This is a genomic window from Vibrio sp. sp1, from assembly GCF_016920955.1.
GTDB classification, from domain to species: domain Bacteria; phylum Pseudomonadota; class Gammaproteobacteria; order Enterobacterales; family Vibrionaceae; genus Vibrio; species Vibrio alginolyticus.
Genome location: NZ_CP060589.1, coordinates 2,401,720 through 2,423,684, shown reverse-complemented (window position 1 = coordinate 2,423,684; position 21,965 = coordinate 2,401,720). Strand labels below are relative to the sequence as shown.

The window sequence follows — 21,965 nt, the reverse complement described above, 5'->3', positions numbered from 1 at the left end:
AATTTAGAATAACAATATGCCTATTCGCTCTTCTCAACCTTTGTATATTCAGGCCTGTGGCTTTCACTCTGCCATGGGACAAGATGATGCGCTCATCCACCAGTGTTTATCGGGAGCGAAGCCATCCAACATGGTGGTTGACCAAGATATTTTAAATTCAGGCCGCCAAACAGTAATCGGTCGAATCGCACAGGCGTTACCGCAATTACCGACCGCACTCAGCCAGTTTGATACGAGAAACAACCGCCTCGCACTTTCGGCTTTGCAGCAAATCGAAGGCGACGTGCGTGACGCCATTGCTAAATATGGTCGTGACCGTATCGCAGTCGTGATCGGCACCAGCACATCTGGCATTTCAGATGGCGAAATCGCATTTGGTGAAAAGCTGGCAAAGGGTAATTTTCCTGCCGACTACCATTACACCAAACAAGAGCTTGGCAACTGCAGCGATTTTATTGCCGCCTACTTTGATTTGAGCGGCCCACATTACTCAGTTTCAACCGCCTGTTCTTCTAGTGGCCGTGTCTTTTTAACCGCGCAACGCCTGATTCGCTCTGGCATTGTTGATGCGGTTATTGTGGGTGGTGTGGATACCATTTGTCGCCTCACACTAAACGGCTTTAACGGTTTAGAAGCTCTATCCGATACCCTTTGTAAGCCGTTTGACCAACATCGCAACGGCATCAATATCGGTGAAGCCGCAGCATTAATGTTGCTAAGCAAAACACCTGCGCCCGTTGCTCTTCTCGGAGCTGGCGACAGCTCAGACGCACACCATATTTCCGCACCACATCCAGAAGGGTTAGGCGCAGAAGAAGCGATGAAAAAAGCGTTGGCCAATGCAGGACTTACAGCGCAAGACATTGGTTACATCAACGCGCATGGCACAGCAACGCCGTTAAACGATGCGATGGAAAGCAAAGCCATTCATCGCTGCTTTGGTGACTCCGTTCCCGTAAGCTCGACAAAGCCACTTACCGGACACACATTAGGCGCAGCAAGTGCAACGGAAGCCGCGATCGCTTGGCATATTCTCAAGTACAACCTTGATTTGCCAATACAACACTGCGAAACCAAGGCAGACGATATCCATATATCGTTAGTTGAGACGCCAACCAAACTGGGTAACAAAGCGATTCTCAGCAACTCTTTTGCTTTTGGTGGCAACAATATTAGTCTTATTTTTGGTTACGCTCATGACTAAACTTCCTCCCATCGAACAACTTTTGCCACACGACAAACCAATGATCTTGGTCGATCGTGCTTTGGATGTTCAACAAGATACGATTCACTGCCAGGTTGATATCGCAGAACACAACCCGTTCTTCGACTCGGCCTCTCAAACTGTGCCAGCTTACGTTGGCATTGAGTTTATGGCGCAATCTGTCGCGGCGTGGTCTGGTTACCACGCATTAATGAAAGAACAAGCGCCACCGATTGGCTTTTTGCTTGGTAGCCGTCGATACACGTCTGAATGCGATACGTTTTCTCGCGGACAGGTGCTCGATGTGTATGCTGAAAAAGTTATGGAAGATAACGGTATGGCGGTTTTTTCAGCCCGTATTGAGCTACAAGGAACTGTTGTAGCGACTTGCCAATTGAACGTTTACGTTCCATCAGAAGAAAAATTACAAGAAATGAAAATCAGGAGTCAACAATGACCCGACAAGTCCTCGTTACAGGTGCCAGCAAAGGCATCGGTAAAGCCATTGCCGTTCAATTAGCCAAAGATGGTTTCCAAGTCATTGTCCATTACATGGGCGATCAACAAGGCGCGCAAGACACCCTAAACACCATCGAACAGCATGGTGGTTGCGGTCGTCTTATCCAATTCGACATCAGTGACCGTGCAGATTGTCGTGAGAAGCTAGAAGCCGATATCGCCGAACACGGCGCTTACTATGGCGTAGTAAACAACGCTGGCATCACAAAAGATACCGCTTTCCCTGCGATGACCGAAGAAGAATGGGATGGTGTGATTCATACCAACTTAGACAGCTTCTACAACGTTCTTCACCCTTGTGTTATGCCAATGGTGCAAAAGCGCAAAGGCGGCCGAATTGTTACGCTTGCATCAGTCTCTGGCCTAATGGGGAATCGTGGTCAAACTAACTACAGCGCAGCGAAAGCGGGCGTAATTGGTGCAACAAAATCACTCGCGCTTGAACTGGCAAAACGCAAAATCACCGTCAACTGCGTTGCTCCAGGGCTTATCGACACAGGCATGGTAGACGAACACGTGAAAGAACATGCGATGCCGCAAATTCCTTTGCGCCGCATGGGAGAGCCAGAAGAAGTTGCTGGTTTAGTCAGTTACCTTATGTCTGACATCGCAGGCTATGTAACTCGCCAAGTCATTTCGGTAAACGGAGGCCTAGTATGAGCCATCGAGTTGTTGTAACCGGAATGTCGGGCGTGACTGCGTTTGGTAACGATTGGCAATCTGTCGAACCAAAACTGCGTGACTGCCAGAACGCGACGCAATACATGCCTTCTTACGAACAGTATGATGGTTTGAACACCAAGCTCGCGGCACCAATTTTAGATTTTGAACTGCCAAAGCACTACAAGCGCAAGCAAGTACGCGGCATGGGGCGTGTTTCCAAATTGGCGACCGTCGCAACAGAAAACGCACTGAGCCAAGCAGGTTTGATTGGTAACGACGTACTCACCAATGGTCAAACGGGTATCGCATACGGCTCATCAACAGGCAGTACTGATGCAATCGGTGCATTTGGTGTCATGCTGAATGAGAAAACCACCAAAGCGATCACCGCAACGACTTACGTGCAGATGATGCCGCATACCACAGCAGTGAACGTTGGTCTATTTTTCGGTTTGAAAGGCCGAGTGATCCCAACCAGCAGTGCATGTACCTCTGGCAGCCAAGCAATCGGCTACGCCTACGAAGCGATCAAACATGGCTACCAAACGGTAATGGTTGCTGGTGGCGCTGAAGAATTGTGCCCAACGGAATCCGCTGTCTTCGATACCCTTTTTGCCACCAGTCTGAAGAATGAAGACCCGAAAAGCACACCAAGACCTTATGACTCCGATCGCGATGGTTTGGTGATTGGTGAAGGTGCGGGAACGCTAGTTCTGGAAGAGTACGAACACGCCGTCGCTCGTGGCGCGAAAATCTATGCAGAAATCATCGGTTTTGCCAGCAACTGTGATGCCGCACACGTCACTCAACCACAGATGGAAACCATGCAAATCTGTATGGAAATGGCTTTGCAAAACGCGGGCATTCCTGCTGAGAAGATCGACTATGTATCTGCTCACGGCACTGCCACCGACCGCGGCGATATTGCGGAAAGCAACGCAACAGCGAATGCTCTGGGCAAAGTGCCAATCAGTTCACTCAAGAGCTACTTTGGCCACACACTAGGCGCCTGTGGCGCGATTGAAGCGTGGCTAGGTTTAGAAATGATGCACACAGGCTGGTTCAACCCAACGCTCAACCTAAAAAACCTCGACGAGCAATGTGGTGATTTAGACTACATCGCCGGACAAGGCCGAGAGCTGGACGTGAAATATTTGATGAGTAACAACTTCGCCTTTGGCGGCATCAACACCTCCATCATCTTTAAAAAGATGTAATGCCCTTAGTAAATGCAAAAGCGCTGGTTAACCAGCGCTTTTTTGTTGGTTGCCTATCAGGTTCATATATCACGCTGTAACGGCAAACAAGACATTACCATTCCGCGATACAAAGGCGACTTTTAACACCACGAATTTGTAATCCCATCGCTTCAAAGACATGCTCAAAATCTTGACAAGATGCAGGCACATTAGGTAGCGACAATGAAGCCTCGGTAAAAAACGTCCGACTCAAATTATCCGTCTCTCCCCAAGCTAACTGCCACCAATCCAAAATTCGCGGCTTGGATGCGTTTAATCGATAGCTAGCAGGAATACGATCACGCTTGTTTAGGTTTTCAACCTTAGATGTTGGTAGTAAGTTCCACTTATCATTGTTGGGCCAATAAGCAAATGGCAAACAGTGATCAACGTGATACTCATTTCGTAATTTGCTTCCACTCCATACACTGACAATGTCGCAATGGCTGAGCTTCAACTGTTCAATTCTCTTTCGCACGACTCGCGTATCATGGTCTTTATCAATCCAGACCAAACAATCATGATACGTTTGCAGTGGAATACCCCGCTCTTGATTAGACCGAAATCGTTGCATTTCCATAATCCATTGGTTGACCACCAGCGGCTCAATCCAAGAGTTATACAATCGAAAACAATCCCAAAGGCTTTCATCCAACACAAACAGCCCATAACCTTCGAGGAACTCGCTATCCACAACAATTGAACGTTTTGGCTTCTTAGCTGAACGAATCATTTCAAAGTAAGGGTTTGATTTATCACCTTGATAGGTAAAAGTGACGGGACCATCTTTTATGGTTTTTAAGCTGTCTTTTATCGCTTTATCAAGCGCCACTGCATCTTCACCAAAAAATGTCGTGCCTATAGCAAGATCATCAGGACTTAAATGGGAAAGTCTGCCCCAGCCATCGGGCTTTATAAAACCTAGCCCTTTAGACGAGTTCGAGCTTTGCTGGATGTTCTCTTTATCGATTAAACGCTTAAATTGACGAATCCAATATAAGCCAACTAATCCTAATGGGATTGCAACTTTACCTTCGCTGCGATCAACCACTGCACCAGAATGAGCGTCTGCAATACGTAGTAAAGTACGTAGTAGTGCGAGCTTATAGGTAGCCGATTTGGAATCATTGACGATAATGTGGCGAACCTTATTCAGATCACCGGAACCATCATCAGGCAAAGACATCACTACAGTTTGCCAAGATACACCCGTTCGCTTTAACTGATCGTCATCGAGAGATACGTTTCTCACCATTAAAGCGCTATTCTTTGCAAACTTTTCGAGCTCTTCAACCGATACGGGATAAGCTTTACGACCGTCAGAAAAGTCACCGTGACGAAGGCTAATCACCAATCGACCATTAGGCGCTAACAAATTTGCAAGTTTGCGAAATGCACGTTCACGGTGCGTAGGCGCAAGATGCATCCATACCGCACTGACAAGAATTAAATCGAAGCGAAAGCCAAGATTAATGGTTTTCTCAAGCTTAGGTAATGCATCTTCAAGCCAAGTAACGGAATCGCCACAGTAAGACTTACCAAGCCTTAGAAGTGCTTGAGCAGGCTCGATCGCAACAACTTCACACCCATGCTCAGCCATCCATTTCGCGTCTCGACCAGAGCCCGCGCCAACATCTAACACACGATCTCCAGCCTGGGGCCAGAAGACTCTCCAACTCGCGTGGACATCCTCAAACTGGATCGATGTGTATTGCTTCGCGAAAGAGTCGGCGTGTCGGTCATAAAAGTTAGAAGTGGCAGGCATAAAGGTTAACGAAAGGTAATTAATATGCGTCCATATTAATTGCTAGAAATTGCAATGGCTAGAATGCCATTCAAAAGTTGTAGATAGAGTGGCAATTACAGCCAAAAACCTAAAAACGACAAAGCCCCGACAACTCAAAGAGTTATCGAGGCTTTTGAATAAATGGCACGCCCTATTGGATTCGAACCAATGACCACATCCTTAGAAGGGACGTGCTCTATCCAGCTGAGCTAAGGGCGCGCTACAGGGACAGGATTATACGAGTTCAAACGGGTAAATCAACGGGTTTTCATAACATTCTGATCTGAATGCCTAAAAAAAGTCCATTAAAACGCTTAATGTTCAAAAACACCACAAAGCAAACGTTTGCGTATGGATGTTAATAAGAAATTCTGCGACAATGCGCCGCAGATAATCTGCCTTCTTAATTTATAAGGAAAGTCATGACTGCTCAAAATATAGACGGAACTCTCATTTCCCAAACTGTTCGATCCGAAGTGGCTGCACGTGTTAAAGCACGTGTTGAAGCTGGGCTACGTGCTCCTGGTTTAGCAGTGGTTCTAGTTGGTGAAGATCCTGCTTCTCAGGTTTATGTCGGTAGCAAACGCCGCGCATGTGAAGAAGTTGGGTTTGTTTCTAAGTCTTTTGACCTTCCTGCGTCTAGCTCAGAAGAAGAGTTACTAGCTCTGATTGATGAATTAAACAACGATGATGAAATTGACGGCATTCTAGTGCAATTACCCCTTCCTGCGGGCATAGACACAACACATGTTTTAGAGCGCATTCACCCAGAGAAGGACGTGGATGGCTTCCATCCTTACAACGTTGGTCGTCTTGCGCAGCGTATTCCAAAGCTTCGCTCTTGCACGCCAAAGGGCATAATTACCCTACTCGACCGTTACAACATTGAGCTACGTGGTAAACATGCGGTTGTGGTTGGTGCATCAAACATTGTTGGTCGTCCAATGACACTTGAGCTGCTGCTTGCGGGCTGCACAACAACAACATGTCACCGTTTTACCAAAGACCTAGAGAGTCATGTGCGTCAAGCTGACGTTGTCGTGGTTGCGGTTGGTAAGCCTAACTTCATCCCTGGTGAGTGGATTAAAAAAGGCGCAGTGGTGGTCGATGTCGGTATTAACCGTCTTGACTCAGGCAAACTAGTTGGCGACGTGGAGTACGACAAAGCACGTGAAAGTGCGAGCTTTATTACTCCTGTTCCTGGTGGCGTTGGCCCAATGACCGTCGCAAGTTTAATTGAGAACACGATGCTCGCTTGCGAACAGTTCCACACAGACAAATAACGTAAAACTTCAGATACGAAAAAGGCTCCGCAAGGAGCCTTTTTGCTAATTGTTGATATCTATTTCAATTACAGACTTAAAATCACGCCCGCAATCGAAGCGCTCATTAAGTTCGCCATGACACCAGCGATAATCGCACGGAAACCATGCTTAGAAACAAATGCACGCTTTTCTGGTACCAAAGAGCCCAACCCACCAATCAGCATCGCCATGCTTGAGATGTTTGCAAAGCCACACAAAGCAAACGTCACGATTGCTTGTGAGTGTTCACTAAGTTGAGACTTCACTTCTGCAAGCTGGATGAAAGCGACGAACTCATTCACAACAATCTTGTTACCAATCAACGAGCCTGCTGTGGTTGCTTCTTGCCATGGTATACCCAACAACCAAGCGACCGGCGCAAACACAAAACCTAGGATGAGCTCAAAACTTAATGGTGTCCCAATCAGATCACCTATCCAACCTAACATACCGTTTAGCATTGCAATGACACTAATAAACGCCAGTAACGTACCACCGACCGATACAGCAATGCGTACACCCGCCATGGCACCATCGGCTAATGCTTCTACTACGTTGGTTGCACGTGGAATTTCAACTTGGCTAATGTCGATATCTGCTGCTTTATCCGTATCTTCTGGCATTAAAATTTTTGCCATCAACAAGCCGGCAGGTGCCGACATAAATGCAGCTGCAATAAGATAGTTGAGGTCGACACCCAGTGATGCGTAACCGACCAACGTTCCGCCAGCAACTGACGCTAAACCACCTGTCATAACTGCAAAGAACTGCGAGTCAGTCATGTGTTTTAGGTAAGGCTTTACCATCAATGGTGCTTCAATGGTACCGACAAAAATGTTTGCTGTTGCAGACAAAGACTCCGCACGACCGATACCCAGCAGCTTTTGAATACCACCACCGATAAAGTTAATGATTTTTGGCATCACACCAATGTGATAAAGACCTGAGATAAGAGAGGAGAAGAAAACGATGATACCCAGAACATTGATCGCAAAGGTGAAGCCCCCTGTCGCCAAATTACCGAATAAAAACGCAATGCCCTCTTGACCATAGTTGATCAAATTCGACACAACACTGCTCACTGAATTCAGCGCATCTCTTCCTGCTGGTACATATAAAACCAACAACGCAAACAGTACCTGCAAAGCAAACGCAAACGACACCGTTCTCAGCTTTATATTTTTTCTATTTGTAGAAAGTAGCCATGCTAGGAATAGTATGGCTACGATACCAATAATTGAGTTCATAAAATGAATCCGACAGAAGGGGGATATGGAAGGCACCGGATTGTATAGCGGACTCAAAATGCTGCAAGTTGAGGATGTTAACAGTGTGAAAAGTTTAAGAGACCAATAACTGACCAATAAAATAACCAATTGAATTTATTGAAGATAAACGTTTGCTTATTTTAATTATTTCCATATGGAAAATATGTTTCTGATTCAGGAAAAATTTTTGTGAAGTGAATCACCTTATATGTCGTTCTACAACGTCATTGATCCTGTTATTTAGGAATAGAGATGTAAGGCGCCAAACGTTGGTCCCAATGACAAGGGTTGCCGATCTTCTGTTTGATAAAGTTAATCACTGCGGATATTTTTTTTGGCATATGTTGGCGGCTTGGGTATACCGCATAAAACGGCATCGACTGGCTGGCTTTCCAGTCAGGTAACAGCTGTATTAACTTACCCGTTCTGAACTCATCACCCAGCAAGTAAGTGGCAAGGTAGGCAATACCCCAACCTGCAATAGCAGCATCCCGGACGGCTTCTGCCAGATCCACTGAATAGTTACCCGAAACTTTTACATTCAATTCTTGCTGATCTTTGGTAAACGCCCACCCCGTATAGTCACGCTCCCAGCTTCTGTATATGAGGCAGTTGTGAGCAGATAGGTCATCAGGTTCTGTTGGCGTGTCATGTTTCAATAAGTAATCTGGCGATGCCGCAACAACAAACTGGCAATCCGTCAAACGCTGCGCAATGTAACCTTCAGGCAAATGCTCATTGTTGGTTACCCATAAATCGAGCCCTTCGGCTAACATATCGACCTTATAGTCAAACAGATGTACTTCCACTTGAAGTTGAGGATACAGTTCGCGTAACTCTTGAATCGCTGGGATGATGTGTAAGGTACCAAATGATTGCGACAACCCAAGACGTACCAAACCTGCCACTTCATCCCGCTGGGTTTCCATCTCTAATGTGGCGCTGCTCACCGCTTGTACCACTTGCTCACAGTGATGAAAAAAGGTTTTCCCTGCCTCAGTCGGCGTAAAGCTTCGCGTAGTGCGTTGAACAAGCTTGATACCAAGAGACGCTTCTAACTGACTCAACTGTTTACTCACATGAGACACCGACACGCCTAAGCTCTTTGCAGCAGCTGTGAAGCTTTTGTGTTTAAGAAGAGCGGAGAAAATCACCATTTGTGCGGCACGTTCAGATAACACGCTTTACCTCGATTTGGTTATAGAAAAAACAAAGGGCTCCGAAGAGCCCTTGTATTGAAGACTGGATGCCAAATTGTTTGATGGCAGATCAGTATTTAATGCGGTCAGCCAAGTGACTCACAGCAAGTGCGAAGTAGTAAGAGCGGTTCCACTTCATCAATACGTTGTAGTTATTGTAAACCAGATAAGTACGACCATTCTCGTCGTCCGGCATGATCAACCATGCTTTGATGTCTTCATCCAGTTTTGGCAACGGGCTACCGTCATATTTTGTGATACCTAATTGGCTCCACTCTTGAAGGTATTTGCCTTTTTCAGCCGTGCGCCCTTCTAGGCTGCGATCAATATTTTTAGGAACCTTAACTTGGCGACCCCAAGTATATTTATCATCCCAACCAGACTTGCTCAAATAGTTAGCGGTTGATGCAAACACGTCCGCTTCAGATTGCCATATGTCTTTTTTACCATCACCGTTGCCGTCAGCAGCAAAACGAAGGAAAGAGCTTGGCATAAACTGGCATTGACCCATCGCACCAGCCCATGAGCCTTTAAAGTTCTCTAGCTCAATATGGCCTTGATCGAGGATCTGAAGTGCCGACATGGTCTCTTTCCGGAAAAACTCTTCACGACGGCCTTCAAATGCCATTGTGGATAGTGCATCAATCACTTTAAAGTTGCCGGTAAACTTACCAAAGTTACTTTCAACTCCCCAAAGTGCCACAATAAAGCGCGGGTGGACACCGTACTCATCGCCTATACGCTTTAGCTCAGTGTAATGCTCTGTGTAGAGTTGTCTGGCTTGCTTCACCTTCCATTCAGGCACCGCGCGAGGAATGTACTCATCCAATGTCAGTTTCTTTTCTGGTTGGTTTCGGTCCGCTTTTACTGCTCGGGGCTTGTACTCAACATTAGCAAAAGCAGCACTAATGACCTGCTCTGAGATACCTTTATCACGAGCTTCAGCACGCAGCTTATTCAAGTATTCATCAAAACCCTCGCTACTTGCAAAAGCCGAGGTACACATACCAACGCTAAGCATGGTAGCCAGTATCTTTTTCATATTGCCCTCCTTGAGCAAGGCAGAAATCCCAGATGAAAAACGATGACGTTATTCGCCTTTCTGCTGGGCTTTTTGTTCTTTGTACTTTTCTAATAGGTTCTCCGGCGGCGGTGGAACCTGAAGAAAGAAGCCATCATTTTGTAATGAAGCCTTCACTTTTTCGATATCAACTTGTGCCAATTTACGGCCATCAAGTTTAATCGTCATGACAGCGATAGGCTTACCGAACATCTGCATTAAGGTGTCAGGAACCTGTGAAAAATCATCCTTTTTCGGAATATAGAGATAAGTACCTTCTTTTTTCGAGCTTTTATAAATAGAACAAAGCATGACACGCCTTTTATGCTGATTTAGCCGCGTTGAGTGCGGATTAGGTTGAAAACGTCAAATTCTCGCAAACTTAATAGCAAATTTGAGATTAATTCACCTATTTGCCCACGAGAGAACTTGCTGCGTCAAAGGATGAAATATAACATGACATACCTAGTTTAAGGCAACGCTCTTTCAATAAAGGCAAGAAGTCCACGATGACCCATTCACCAGACCTTAAAGGTAGCAGTTTTACATTGTCAGTTTTACACCTTTCTGACAATGAGATCGCAAAGACTGTCGAATTTTTGCAAGAAAAAGTTTCTCAAGCACCTTCTTTTTTTGCATCCGCGCCTTTGGTAATCAATATAGCAAAAGTACAAGGCGACATTGATTTCCCTAAGCTTAAACAAGGCATCTCAGATGCCGGTTTTATTCCGGTCGGTGTAACGGGCTGTAAAGACAAGCGTGTACAAAACCTTGCTTCCGAAGCTGGCTTCGCCATTATGTCGGCGAGCAAATCGCCAAGCCAAGCACCTGCCAAAATGGCACCAACGAAAGTAGTTCGTACGCCTGTCCGCTCAGGACAACAGATCTACGCAAAAGATGGTGATTTGGTGGTGCTAGCGCACGTAAGTGCAGGTGCTGAAGTCATTGCTGACGGCTCTATTCATATCCATGGCACACTTCGAGGTCGTGCGATTGCAGGAGCAAGTGGTCAGCAGGAAGCGCGTATTATTTGCCACGATTTACAAGCAGAACTGGTATCCATTGCGGGTGACTACTGGTTAAGCGATCAAATTGAAAGCGAGTACTGGCAAAAGAAAGTAATGATCAGTAAAGCCGATGAATCATTACATTTAGAAGTTCTCGCGATTTAATCTAAAAAGGAAAAAAAATGGCACGCATTATTGTAGTAACGTCTGGTAAAGGTGGCGTTGGTAAAACCACTTCAAGCGCAGCCATCGCCTCTGGTCTAGCTCTTAAGGGAAAAAAGACCGCGGTGATCGATTTTGACATCGGTTTGCGTAACCTCGATCTAATCATGGGCTGTGAGCGCCGCGTCGTGTATGACTTTGTGAACGTCATTAACGGCGAAGCGACATTAAACCAAGCTCTGATCAAAGATAAGCGCACGGACAACCTATTTATTCTTCCTGCTTCTCAAACTCGTGATAAAGACGCACTGACAAAAGATGGTGTTCAGCGCGTATTCGGCGAACTTGATGAAATGGGCTTTGATTTCATTATTTGTGATTCACCAGCAGGTATCGAGCAAGGCGCGTTAATGGCCTTGTACTATGCCGATGAAGCCATTGTCACAACGAACCCAGAAGTCTCTTCTGTGCGTGACTCTGACCGCATTCTCGGTATTTTAGATTCCAAGTCACTGCGTGCAGAACAAGGGCTAGAGCCAGTAAAACAGCACCTTCTACTGACTCGCTACAACCCATCTCGCGTCACTCAAGGCGAAATGCTAAGCGTTGAAGACGTAGAGGAGATCTTACATATTCCACTACTGGGCGTGATTCCAGAAAGCCAAGCCGTGCTTAACGCGTCAAACAAAGGTGTGCCAGTCACTTTTGACGATAACACCGATGCGGGTATGGCTTATTCTGACACCGTTGATCGCTTATTAGGCAATCAGGTTGAATTTCGTTTCCTTACTGAGGAGAAGAAAGGACTCTTTAAACGACTCTTTGGAGGCTAGACATGTCATTATTAGAATTTTTCCGTCCACAGAAGAAAACTTCTGCGAATCTAGCTAAAGAGCGTTTGCAAATCATTGTCGCAGAGCGCCGCAGCCAAAATGATCCTGCGCCGTCTTACTTGCCTCAATTAAAAGAAGACATCTTGAAGGTGATCAGCAAGTACGTGGCAATTGATCCAAATATGGTTGACTTAACATTTGAGCACAAAGACGACGATATCTCAGTTCTTGAGCTGAATGTGAAGCTACCAGACGAAGAAAAGTAATCAGTTTCTCTCGCAAGACGAATGCTCTAATTAGAACGAAAAAGGTTGGCATCGAGGCCAACCTTTTTCATCTTTCATTACTTTAATGCTTTGTTCATCTTGTCGCCGAGTAAATCCAAACGCCACCCTTGCATCAAATCAGGCAATACTTCTGGGTCACGATCTTTTTTCCAAACCCAACTGATCAACTGATTGATCTGCTTTTTAGAGGCAAGGAACTCCGTGGCTAAACCTGACTTCTGCGAAGCCGATTTCACCAAGTCTTTCATATTTTTGAAGACCTGCTTGTAACCCGGATAGTCCATTAAACGCTCAATTTTCGCAGGATACTCTTCAGAAGGTGTTTGCTTCGCTTGTTTAACAATCGCGGCAATCTTCGCGCCATGGCGGTTAATCGCTCGGATATCAATATCTTCTGCTTCCATCTTCTTAAAGTTCGTTAAACCAAGACGAGCGACCGTTAATAGATCACCTTCTTTGAAGATAAAGTTCAGCGCTAAATCTCGTTTGATTGCTTCACGATAACGCCACGTCGCCAATGGCTTTAAAATCGCCAGCTCAGAAGGTTTTAATTGCCAAGCGCCCTTAATATCAAGGTAGGCATTCTCTTCATTGGTTACGCGAATACGTTTCGAAACGAGTAAATCACTTTCTTGCTGTACAGCTTCCCACCAACCTGCTTGCGTCACCTTATCGAACAGCTTTTCGTATAACGGTAACAAGTAATGAACATCTGCGGCAGCATAATCTAATTGCTTTTGTGTCAGTGGACGAGCCATCCAGTCGGTACGTGATTCACTTTTGTCGAGCTCTACGCCTAAATATTCTTCCACCAGCGATGCGAAGCCTGTCGATAGACCGTGACCGAGGAAAGCCGCCATCAGCTGCGTATCTACCATAGGGAATGGTGTACAACCAAAAGCGTTTTGGAAAACTTCTAAATCTTCACCACATGCGTGCAGCACTTTTAGCACAGAAGTATCTTTTAATAGCGCTACAAACGGCGTCATATCCGTTAATTCAGTCGGATCAATCAGCGAGAGGCGATTACCATCGAAAAGCTGAATCAGACCTAACTGCGGGTAGAAAGTGCGAATACGAACGAATTCAGTATCCAGCATCACTACGTCTGCCTCTCGGGCATGAGTGCAAACCTCTTCTAGGTCTTTGTTTTTAGTAATAATTTGATAGTTCACATACTTCTCGCTATAAAAAATGCCAGCAAAACGCTGGCATTCTATCATTTTTTAAATCTCTCGACTCGACGAAATCGGCTTATGCGCTTTTCTTCGCAAGTTCAGCGTCATTCTCTTCGCGTAAAACACGACGCAAGATCTTACCGACATTGGTTTTAGGTAAGTCTTCGCGGAACTCAACCAACTTCGGAACTTTGTAGCCAGTTAAGTGTTCTCGACAATGCGCGATCACTTCGTCTTTGGTCAAGCTCGGATCGCGTTTCACGACATAAATCTTCACTAATTCACCAGACACTTCATGCGGCTGACCAATAGCAGCAACTTCAAGTACTTTGCCGTGTAGTGCTACAACGTCTTCAATTTCGTTCGGGTAAACATTAAAGCCTGATACTAAGATCATGTCTTTCTTACGGTCAACGATATGCAGGAAGCCTTCGTCATCGAACTTAACGATGTCGCCAGTTGATAGCCAGCCGTCTTCGTTAATCGTATCTTTCGTTGCTTCAGGTCGTTGCCAGTAACCTTGCATAACCTGAGGACCACGAACTTGAAGTTCACCAGTTTCAGTATTCGCAAGAGCGTTGCCTTCTTCGTCCACGATACGAACTTCTGTTGATGGTACCGGCAGACCAATAGAGCCATTGTATTCAACAAGATCATGCGGATATGCCGCCACCAACGGAGAACACTCTGTTAGACCGTAACCTTCGAGCAAATAGCAACCCGTGGTCTTTTGCCATCTTTCTGCCACTGAGCGCTGCACTGCCATGCCGCCGCCAACGGCTAAACGTAGATTACTGAAATCCAACTCGTGGAAATCTTCATTGTTGACCAATGCATTAAATAAGGTATTCACGCCCGTAATCGCAGTAAACGGATGCTTTTGTAGCTCTTTCACGAACCCTGGAATATCTCTAGGGTTGGTAATAAGTAAGTTACGACCACCCATTTCGACAAACAGCAGACAGTTTACGGTAAGAGCAAATACGTGATACAGCGGTAACGCTGTTACGACTAATTCACGCCCCGGAGATAAAACCGGTCCGTACGCGCCTTTTGCCTGTAGAACGTTCGCAATCATGTTGCGATGAGTCAGAATCGCACCTTTCGCGACACCTGTCGTCCCCCCCGTATATTGCAGGAATGCAATGTCATCCCCAGACATAAACGGTTTAACGTATTGTAGACGACGACCTTTACGTAGAGCCTGACGCATTGAGATAGCACCAGGTAAATCGTACTTAGGCACCATGCCCTTAACGTACTTCACGACAAAATCGACAATCGTACCTTTCGCTCGTGGCAGCATTTGACCAAGACTGGTTAACACCACGTGTTTGACTGGTGTTTTATCGACGATTTGTTCTAGCGTATTCGCAAAGTTAGACACAATCACAATCGTCGTCGCACCTGAGTCATTCAATTGGTGTTCAAGTTCACGAGGAGTGTAAAGTGGGTTAACGTTTACGGCGATACAACCTGCACGCAAAATACCAAATAATGCTACTGGGTATTGCAGTAAGTTTGGCATCATCAGAGCAACGCGGTCACCCTTTTGCAGTTTTAACTCGTTTTGCAGATACGCTGCGAATGCGCGACTACGCTCTTCCAATTTACGGAAGGTCATAACCGAGCCCATGTTCATGAATGCTGGTTGGTCTGCATATTTTTGTACAGACTGTTCAAACATTTCTACCAAAGACTCATATTGCTCTGGATTAATGGTTTCAGGTACGTCACTTGGATAACGTGAAAGCCATGGTTTATCCACGATGTTACTCCTCGTTTATAACTGGCTAAAAAATAGCGTCCTTTTTATTTTGAAAGCTATTACAGCACAGCGAACGTGCTTGAGCACGCAACTCTCAAACACTTGTTTAAATTTTGTTAACTACACCAAGAATTCGCGTTGCGACCTCGAGTATTTGCTCTAAATGACAGTGATGACCACCCTTGACAGAAACCACTTGCGGTGGATTCTCTCCCCAATCAGCTTGGTTAGATGGTAAATTCTGAAATCCTTGATCGCCTAATACAATCAAATGAGGACAACGTATTTGGCTGGTAATCGAGTTAGCATGCGCTTGCGCCATTCGGTAAAGCGACGCACATTTTAACTTGGCGTCATGCCGCCAATACCATTTATCTCCTCGCTGCTCTGTTCCACGCTCGACTATCGGTAGAAGTTGCTCAGCGGTTAATTGGTTGGCTTGCATGCGTAATTTTAACGCCAGATCGAAGGAGGCAATGGCTCGCTCTGGCTTGTTTTGCTGTCTTATTCGACTTAAAACGCCATCGCGAAGACGAGGCAAACTGTTAGTAGGATCCTCATGAAGAGGTCCTGCTCCCTCAATTTGCACAAGAGCTTCGACCTGCTCTGGAAACGCTGCACTATAGCAACTTGCGATTAAAGCACCAAGTGAATGCCCTACTAATATCAGTCTGTTTGGTGATAATTCGTCCAAAAACTGATACAAATCGGCAATATAGTCGTGAAAGGGGTAATAATTATCGTGAGATTTATGACTCGATAAACCGTGACCAAAATGATCGATGGCGAGGAGGTGTAAGTGAGGATTAAGTTGATTCAACTGCTCCATGAGCGCTTTAAAGCTGCCCGCATTATCTAACCACCCATGAAGAAAAACGACTGACAAGTCAGCCGTTTTCTCGTTCCCTATCTCAAGGGCTGCCATTTTGCCGGCAGGAAGCTCGAATTGACGCTCATGCATCGCAGATTATTTGACCTGTTTTATCACTTTACCGTCTTGCGGGAAATCATTACGCCACATGCGGCAGTTAATCGAGTAACATGGGTAAAAGTAGGTTGGCGAGTCATACATGCGTACACGTTCTTCAATTTTCCATAAACGGTACCCTTCCCCCTTAATTACCGGGAAGATGTAACCGTGCTCACCGATCTTTCCTTCTTCTTCCCCTGCTCCTTTGCCTACAACCGTCACCAAACGGCCTTCACTAAAGGCGACAGGCTCTAAATAGCCATCAAAATAGGCGACAAAACGCCCCGTAGGCTCTTCATCAATATCAGGTTTACCAGACTCACTGATAGGAAGGTTTACAATCTCTAGACGCGTTTTATCTTTAAAGTTATCCACTTTAGCGATGATTCCACCAAGGCGAACATCTTCACTCACTTGCCCCTGAGACTCAGCAAACGCTTTATAGTCTGTAACGACCAATGCTGTGCTTGCATTTAGCTCCTCTGGCAAAGAGCTACACGCAGACAAACCAACCGTAGCAAATAATGCGAGAAAAAACCGTCCAAAAACCTTCATAAACCACCTTTCAATATTAGTAACCCCAAGCTGGGGAGATCTCACACGTAAATATCGACACCAAGTAATTGAGCCAGTTCCTCTTTTTTAGCTCGATTCATGACATCCATGTACTGCTCCATTGCTTTACGTGCGCCCCCTTCAGGAAGGTCATATTGCACTTGAGCTCGGTGAATTTGGGACTCATCCACGTGTTTTATGGAGTGCGCCACGGCGTTAGCAACCTTTGAAGGCTGACCTACAGGCTGCTTTGTTTGTGATTTATTTACCTGCTTCTTTTGACTGGCTTTATGAGTGCGATTTGCACCGGGAATCAAAGAAGGAGGCAAGCCATTAATCGACGCCATAGCACTCCATAAAAATACAGGGCAAACGCCCTGCTTTTTGTCAGGTTAATGAAAAACGGACTATTCGCGACCAGGAAGTTTTTTCCATGTCACATTATCACGTAAATAAACAGGGCTCGAATCTTCGACCGGCACGGTATTACCCTTTTTAAATTCTTGTTCAGCAAGAATCACGATGTCTTGTGAATCAGGGTACAGAACGTCACTATGCGTCAAATTAAACGGTAGGTCTGCTAATACTTCTTGGTAAGCATCCCAACCAGTACCTGCTGTCGTCCACGTTTTGTCGTCTGCTTGTGCTTCTTCAACGAGACGTGCTGGTGGAATTACGCACTCTGCATCCATCTCTGCCCACTCACCGTTTGCTTGGCGAGTGTAACGTGCCCAGTAAACTTCACCCATACGTGCGTCAATAGCCACAGCGACATCGGTCACACCATGTAAGCGATAGCTACCTTGAGCCATTGCAGCCAGCGTTGAAACGCCGATCATAGGTAAGTCAGCACCGAACGCCAAACCTTGTGCGATACCAATACCGATACGAACGCCAGTAAAGCTACCTGGACCACGTCCAAACGCTAACGCATCCAGCTCTTGTAGAGTCAGGCCAGCTTCTTTGAGTACTTCATCAACCATTGGCAGTACTTTTTTGGTGTGATCGCGTGGTGCAACCGCGCTACGTGAAATCACTTGATCATTAGCCAACAACGCAACTGAACAGTTTTCAGTCGCTGTATCGATAGCAAGAATTTTTGCGCTCATTTAACTCTCTACAACTCTCATTTATTGGGTTATGCCTCAGCACTTGCGTCTGTGACAGATTGTTCTGCTTTCAGGAATGCTTTGATTCCATCTAAGTCTCGCGTCCTTGGGATAGGTGGTAGACTTCCGAGGAAAATACCACCATAGTCTCGCGTGACGAGGCGATTATCACAAATGATCAACGCACCGTGATCCTTCTGATCTCGAATTAATCGCCCGACTCCCTGCTTTAACGTAATCACTGCATCCGGGATTTGTACTTCAGCAAATGGTTCACCGCCACGTAATCGACAATCCTCGATACGGGCTTTGAGTAACGGATCGTCAGGGGCGGTAAACGGTAATTTGTCGATAATAACACAGCTCAGCGCATCACCTCTAACATCAATCCCTTCCCAGAAAGCGCCCGTCGCCACGAGTAAAGCGTTACCCAGTTCCATAAACTCCGCCAAGGTTTTCTGCTTACTCATCTCCCCTTGCATTAACACAGGCAGCTCAAGTACTTCTCGGAACTTCTCACCTAGTTCACGCATCATGCTGTGCGAGGTACATAAAAAGAAGCAGCGACCATCATTTTCTTCAATCACCGGAGCAAGCATTCGGACTAACTTATCCGCTAAGCCGTTACTGTTTGGCTCTGGCAAATACCTTGGCACACAAAGGCGCGCTTGCTTTTGATAATCAAAGGGGGACGGCAGAGAAAATTGCTTTGTAGGCTTGAGGCCAAGGCGCTCAGTAAAGTGCTTGAAATCGCCCGATACGGCTAGGGTTGCTGACGTGAAAATCCAAGCGCCTTGTTTAATCTCTATTTGCTCATGGAACTTGTCCGCGACAGAAAGAGGCGTAATGTGCAGAGCGAAATGACGAGGCGAGGTATCGTACCAGTATGAGTAACCGGTAATATCGACATCACATACCCGGTCGATACGGCCTTTGATCAAATTTGCTCGTTCAAAGGCGGTATCCAGTAATTGACTGCGCCCTAAGGCTATTTTGAGTACATCAATCGCCAATTCGAGGCTGTCAGTTAAGCGCAATAATTCTCGCTTAATAGAACCTGATTGCAACGCCTCACGCCAGTTGCCACGAAAGCCTGGCTCACCCAATACAATCCGCATGTCCATTGCGCTTTGCATGAGTTTGTCGCCCACTTTTTGCAATTGACGCATATCTTTGGCTTCGGTGCGATAGGCTATTTCAATGTCTTTGGCAAGATCGTGAATTTGGCGGCTTGAAACTGACTGGCCGAAATATTCGCTCGCAATATCTGGCAACTGATGAGCTTCATCAAAAATAAACACATCGGCTTCTGGAATCAGTTCACCAAATCCTGTCTCTTTGATCGCTAAATCAGCAAGAAATAAGTGATGGTTCACCACAACAATGTCGGAATCCATGGCTCGCTTACGCGCTTTCAATACAAAGCAATCGGTGTAGCTCGGACACTCTTTACCTAAACAGTTATCATTGGTTGAGGTGATAGTCGGAATGATCATGCTGTCTTCTGGCAGATCATCGCAATCACCAAGGTCACCTGTTTTGGTTTCTGATGACCAAGTACGCACTTTAACCAGTTGAGTTAATAACGTCGGGTCAGATTCATTAGTGTGGCTTTCGACCATTTGGCGGCTCAAACGATCCAAACACAGATAATTAGAACGCCCTTTTAATAACGCCACTTGGCCATAAAAACCAAGCGCATTGACCATGAGCGGTAAGTCACGATGGTACAACTGCTCTTGCAAGTTTTTCGAGCCTGTACTGATGATCACTTTTTTACCGCTCAACAGCGCAGGGACTAGGTATGCGAAGGTCTTACCGGTTCCGGTTCCTGCCTCCACCACCAACTGGGTTTGATCTTTGATCGCACTGCTGACGGCTTCCGCCATATCGATTTGTGGCTGACGAGCTTGAAAGCCAGGAATGGCCTTACCTAACGCGCCATCAGAGGAAAAAGTTTTTGCGATCATGCTTGGTATTGAGTTTGAAAAATTATCGAGAGTATATCAGAGGAATAGGAGTGACATCAGCCCACAATCTGACCAGCTTGCGGCGACACGCGGATATTTTGTTGAAACCAACGTAAGAATAGATTATTTATGGTGAAACATGGCAGTACAGTTACACCCGCCAGGGAATAATAACAAATTCGTACGCTAAAATATTAATGCATGGAAGTACCTGATTTATGGAAAAGAAAACACTGTTGACCCACTGTTCTGACGCCCCGGGTCTCATCTCGAAAATTACTAATATCTGTTACAAGCACCAACTCAACATCGTTCACAATAACGAATTTGTTGATAATACCAGTGGCCACTTTTTCATGAGAACGGAGTTGGAGGGGTACTTCAACGATCAAACGTTTCTTGCCGACTTGGACCAAGCTCTCCCGCAAGGTGCTAAGCGTAAATTGGTTGGCTCTCGCCGTAAGCGCATCGTCATTCTCGTCACAAAAGAAGCGCATTGTTTAGGCGATATTCTGATGAAAACCTACGATGGAAGCCTAGATGTTGAGATCGCCGCTGTGGTGGGGAATTACGACAAACTGCAAACTCTCACTGAACGCTTCGACATTCCTTACCACCATGTGACCCATGAAAACCTTAGCCGTGAAGAACACGAGCAGAAGATGCTAGAAGTGATCGATCAATACGATGCTGACTTTTTGGTGCTAGCTAAATACATGCGCGTATTAACGCCGACGTTTGTTGAGAAATATCACCACAAAATCATTAATATTCATCACAGCTTCTTACCTGCTTTTATTGGCGCGAAGCCATATCAACAAGCTTACGATCGCGGTGTGAAAATCATCGGTGCAACAGCACACTTCGTGACTAATGATTTAGATGAAGGGCCGATCATCAAGCAAGACGTAATTCCTGTCGACCATACATTCAATGCCCAAGATATGGCGCAAGCGGGACGCGATGTAGAGAAGAACGTATTGAGTAAGGCTTTGAATAAAGTGATCAATGACCACGTCTTTGTTTATGGGAATAAGACAGTGATCCTTTAAGTTCATCGCTTTTGAATGAAAGAAAGGGTTGCTCATTTGCAAACCTTTCTTCTTTCTAGTCGTTCAAAACTTGCTTATTCAGCCTGCTCAGACTCCACAATACGCTTAAGTGAATGCGGGTGCAGTTTGATACAAATGTCTTGGTACTTAAACGCCACCGTTGGGTTGTTCAAGCGTTCGCCATCCCCTTTCGGGCTCGACAGTTTGATCTTCACACCCAGCTCTTCCAACTCATTAAAACGCGCCCCAAACGCTGGGTAAGTGTGTTTCAAATCAGCAAGAAACTCGTCTGCAGTTTCGGCATGAGACGGAATAACAAACTCCACATGTTCCCAGCTTTCAGTTGAGTAGATTTTGCCTTCCGCAGGGTATGGCAGTTCCAGACACTCAATCTTCCAGCCACGACTTTCCAACGCTTTATCGAATTCGATAACGATGATTGGGCGACCGTTGATTTTCGCTTGTGAAATCACCTTACCGTATTGATTCCATGCTTCATGCGCGGCTTTTGCTGTTTCAGTATCATTAATTCGCAGCGCAATATGGTCAGCTTGAGCAAAGCTCAGATCCAGTTTTAACAGGGATGCAAGCTCTTCAATCTTCGCCATAAATGCATCCAGATCTTGGATCATCAATTTAGGCGCTAGGCGTTTTTCAACTAGTTGAGTCGTCATTGTGGCTCTCTTTTGGGGCGATTTATCTCATTACTCTGAGCGCAATAGTAAACTCAAACCAAACCACATTTCCATTCAATCGAAAAAGTATAAATTTCCCCAATTCCTCTCTGTATGAAAAGCAATAAAGTTGTTATCATTAGCCCCATTTTTGTGAAC

The 21,965-nt window shown here is 45.7% G+C and carries 22 protein-coding genes and 1 tRNA gene; 9 read left to right on the top strand and 14 right to left on the bottom strand.

Features of this window, described 5'->3' with window-relative positions; genetic code table 11:
* The first annotated feature begins 16 nt into the window (after positions 1-16).
* Genes H9L11_RS11430 through H9L11_RS11415 form a run of 4 tightly spaced genes read left to right on the top strand, consistent with a single transcriptional unit; the run spans position 17 to position 3,603 of the window.
* The gene (locus H9L11_RS11430; RefSeq protein WP_042523984.1) at positions 17-1,204 is read left to right on the top strand and encodes a beta-ketoacyl-[acyl-carrier-protein] synthase family protein; all 1,188 of its coding nucleotides are present in this window, start codon (positions 17-19) and stop codon (positions 1,202-1,204) included.
* Positions 1,197-1,661, top strand: coding sequence for a hotdog family protein (locus H9L11_RS11425; protein WP_017634799.1), 465 nt, complete (start codon positions 1,197-1,199; stop codon positions 1,659-1,661). Before H9L11_RS11430 ends, H9L11_RS11425 begins: the two co-directional genes overlap by 8 nt.
* Positions 1,658-2,383: a 3-oxoacyl-ACP reductase FabG gene (gene fabG, locus H9L11_RS11420; RefSeq protein ID WP_205390760.1), complete on the top strand. Its 726-nt coding sequence runs from the start codon at positions 1,658-1,660 to the stop codon at positions 2,381-2,383. The genes H9L11_RS11425 and fabG overlap by 4 nt, the downstream gene beginning before the upstream one ends.
* A complete protein-coding gene (locus H9L11_RS11415; protein ID WP_042523982.1) occupies positions 2,380-3,603 on the top strand; it encodes a beta-ketoacyl-ACP synthase in 1,224 nt (407 codons plus the stop codon). The genes fabG and H9L11_RS11415 overlap by 4 nt, the downstream gene beginning before the upstream one ends.
* Positions 3,604-3,697: 94 nt before the next feature.
* Here H9L11_RS11415 and H9L11_RS11410 read toward each other — a convergent pair whose 3' ends face one another.
* Both H9L11_RS11410 and H9L11_RS11405 read right to left on the bottom strand, forming a co-directional pair.
* On the bottom strand, positions 3,698-5,389 hold the full coding sequence (locus H9L11_RS11410; RefSeq protein WP_005382296.1) for a class I SAM-dependent methyltransferase: 1,692 nt from the start codon (positions 5,387-5,389) through the stop codon (positions 3,698-3,700).
* A gap of 163 nt (positions 5,390-5,552) precedes the next feature.
* A tRNA-Arg gene (locus tag H9L11_RS11405) sits at positions 5,553-5,629 on the bottom strand.
* Positions 5,630-5,832: 203 nt separating this feature from the next.
* Here H9L11_RS11405 and folD point away from each other — a divergent pair.
* Positions 5,833-6,693 (top strand): bifunctional methylenetetrahydrofolate dehydrogenase/methenyltetrahydrofolate cyclohydrolase FolD, encoded by an 861-nt coding sequence (gene folD / locus H9L11_RS11400; RefSeq protein WP_005382297.1) that lies wholly within the window; start codon positions 5,833-5,835, stop codon positions 6,691-6,693.
* Between the two features lie 68 nt (positions 6,694-6,761).
* Here folD and H9L11_RS11395 read toward each other — a convergent pair whose 3' ends face one another.
* From H9L11_RS11395 to H9L11_RS11380, 4 genes are all read right to left on the bottom strand, one after another.
* Positions 6,762-7,961, bottom strand: a complete 1,200-nt coding sequence (locus H9L11_RS11395; protein WP_005382298.1) for a NupC/NupG family nucleoside CNT transporter — start codon at positions 7,959-7,961, stop codon at positions 6,762-6,764.
* Positions 7,962-8,218: 257 nt separating this feature from the next.
* Positions 8,219-9,163, bottom strand: a complete 945-nt coding sequence (locus tag H9L11_RS11390) for a LysR family transcriptional regulator (RefSeq protein ID WP_017634801.1) — start codon at positions 9,161-9,163, stop codon at positions 8,219-8,221.
* An 88-nt stretch (positions 9,164-9,251) separates the two neighbouring features.
* Positions 9,252-10,223 carry a lytic murein transglycosylase gene (locus H9L11_RS11385; RefSeq protein ID WP_042523173.1) on the bottom strand — a complete coding sequence of 324 codons (972 nt, stop codon included), beginning with the start codon at positions 10,221-10,223 and terminating at the stop codon, positions 9,252-9,254.
* A gap of 48 nt (positions 10,224-10,271) precedes the next feature.
* On the bottom strand, positions 10,272-10,553 hold the full coding sequence (locus H9L11_RS11380; RefSeq protein ID WP_005382303.1) for a YcgL domain-containing protein: 282 nt from the start codon (positions 10,551-10,553) through the stop codon (positions 10,272-10,274).
* A 197-nt stretch (positions 10,554-10,750) separates the two neighbouring features.
* Here H9L11_RS11380 and minC point away from each other — a divergent pair, with 197 nt between their 5' ends.
* The 3 genes from minC to minE are packed head-to-tail and all read left to right on the top strand — an operon-like array spanning position 10,751 to position 12,509.
* Positions 10,751-11,413 (top strand): septum site-determining protein MinC, encoded by a 663-nt coding sequence (gene minC / locus H9L11_RS11375; protein WP_005382304.1) that lies wholly within the window; start codon positions 10,751-10,753, stop codon positions 11,411-11,413.
* A gap of 17 nt (positions 11,414-11,430) precedes the next feature.
* Positions 11,431-12,243, top strand: a complete 813-nt coding sequence (minD, locus tag H9L11_RS11370) for a septum site-determining protein MinD (RefSeq protein WP_005388331.1) — start codon at positions 11,431-11,433, stop codon at positions 12,241-12,243.
* Positions 12,244-12,245: 2 nt separating this feature from the next.
* Positions 12,246-12,509, top strand: a complete 264-nt coding sequence (gene minE / locus H9L11_RS11365; protein WP_005388332.1) for a cell division topological specificity factor MinE — start codon at positions 12,246-12,248, stop codon at positions 12,507-12,509.
* A gap of 77 nt (positions 12,510-12,586) precedes the next feature.
* On the opposite strand, the gene rnd is transcribed toward minE, so the two are convergent.
* The 7 genes from rnd to H9L11_RS11330 form a co-directional block, all read right to left on the bottom strand.
* Positions 12,587-13,705 (bottom strand): ribonuclease D, encoded by a 1,119-nt coding sequence (gene rnd / locus H9L11_RS11360; RefSeq protein WP_031777213.1) that lies wholly within the window; start codon positions 13,703-13,705, stop codon positions 12,587-12,589.
* 79 nt (positions 13,706-13,784) lie between these two features.
* Positions 13,785-15,476: a long-chain-fatty-acid--CoA ligase FadD gene (gene fadD, locus H9L11_RS11355; RefSeq protein WP_005382216.1), complete on the bottom strand. Its 1,692-nt coding sequence runs from the start codon at positions 15,474-15,476 to the stop codon at positions 13,785-13,787.
* 106 nt (positions 15,477-15,582) lie between these two features.
* On the bottom strand, positions 15,583-16,437 hold the full coding sequence (locus H9L11_RS11350) for an alpha/beta hydrolase (RefSeq protein WP_005382215.1): 855 nt from the start codon (positions 16,435-16,437) through the stop codon (positions 15,583-15,585).
* Between the two features lie 6 nt (positions 16,438-16,443).
* Positions 16,444-17,001 (bottom strand): Slp family lipoprotein, encoded by a 558-nt coding sequence (locus tag H9L11_RS11345; protein WP_054578017.1) that lies wholly within the window; start codon positions 16,999-17,001, stop codon positions 16,444-16,446.
* A gap of 41 nt (positions 17,002-17,042) precedes the next feature.
* Positions 17,043-17,348: a hypothetical protein gene (locus H9L11_RS11340; RefSeq protein ID WP_017819942.1), complete on the bottom strand. Its 306-nt coding sequence runs from the start codon at positions 17,346-17,348 to the stop codon at positions 17,043-17,045.
* A gap of 60 nt (positions 17,349-17,408) precedes the next feature.
* Entirely contained in the window at positions 17,409-18,110 is a 702-nt protein-coding gene (tsaB, locus tag H9L11_RS11335) for a tRNA (adenosine(37)-N6)-threonylcarbamoyltransferase complex dimerization subunit type 1 TsaB (protein ID WP_017819943.1), read from the bottom strand.
* A gap of 29 nt (positions 18,111-18,139) precedes the next feature.
* Positions 18,140-20,080 carry an ATP-dependent DNA helicase gene (locus tag H9L11_RS11330; protein ID WP_025766979.1) on the bottom strand — a complete coding sequence of 647 codons (1,941 nt, stop codon included), beginning with the start codon at positions 20,078-20,080 and terminating at the stop codon, positions 18,140-18,142.
* A 218-nt stretch (positions 20,081-20,298) separates the two neighbouring features.
* Between H9L11_RS11330 and purU the strand changes: the two genes are divergently transcribed.
* Positions 20,299-21,132, top strand: a complete 834-nt coding sequence (purU, locus tag H9L11_RS11325) for a formyltetrahydrofolate deformylase (protein WP_005382206.1) — start codon at positions 20,299-20,301, stop codon at positions 21,130-21,132.
* Between the two features lie 74 nt (positions 21,133-21,206).
* Here the strand turns inward: purU and H9L11_RS11320 are convergent, their stop codons facing one another.
* The gene (locus tag H9L11_RS11320) at positions 21,207-21,806 is read right to left on the bottom strand and encodes a VOC family protein (protein ID WP_017634806.1); all 600 of its coding nucleotides are present in this window, start codon (positions 21,804-21,806) and stop codon (positions 21,207-21,209) included.
* Positions 21,807-21,965: the final 159 nt, after the last annotated feature.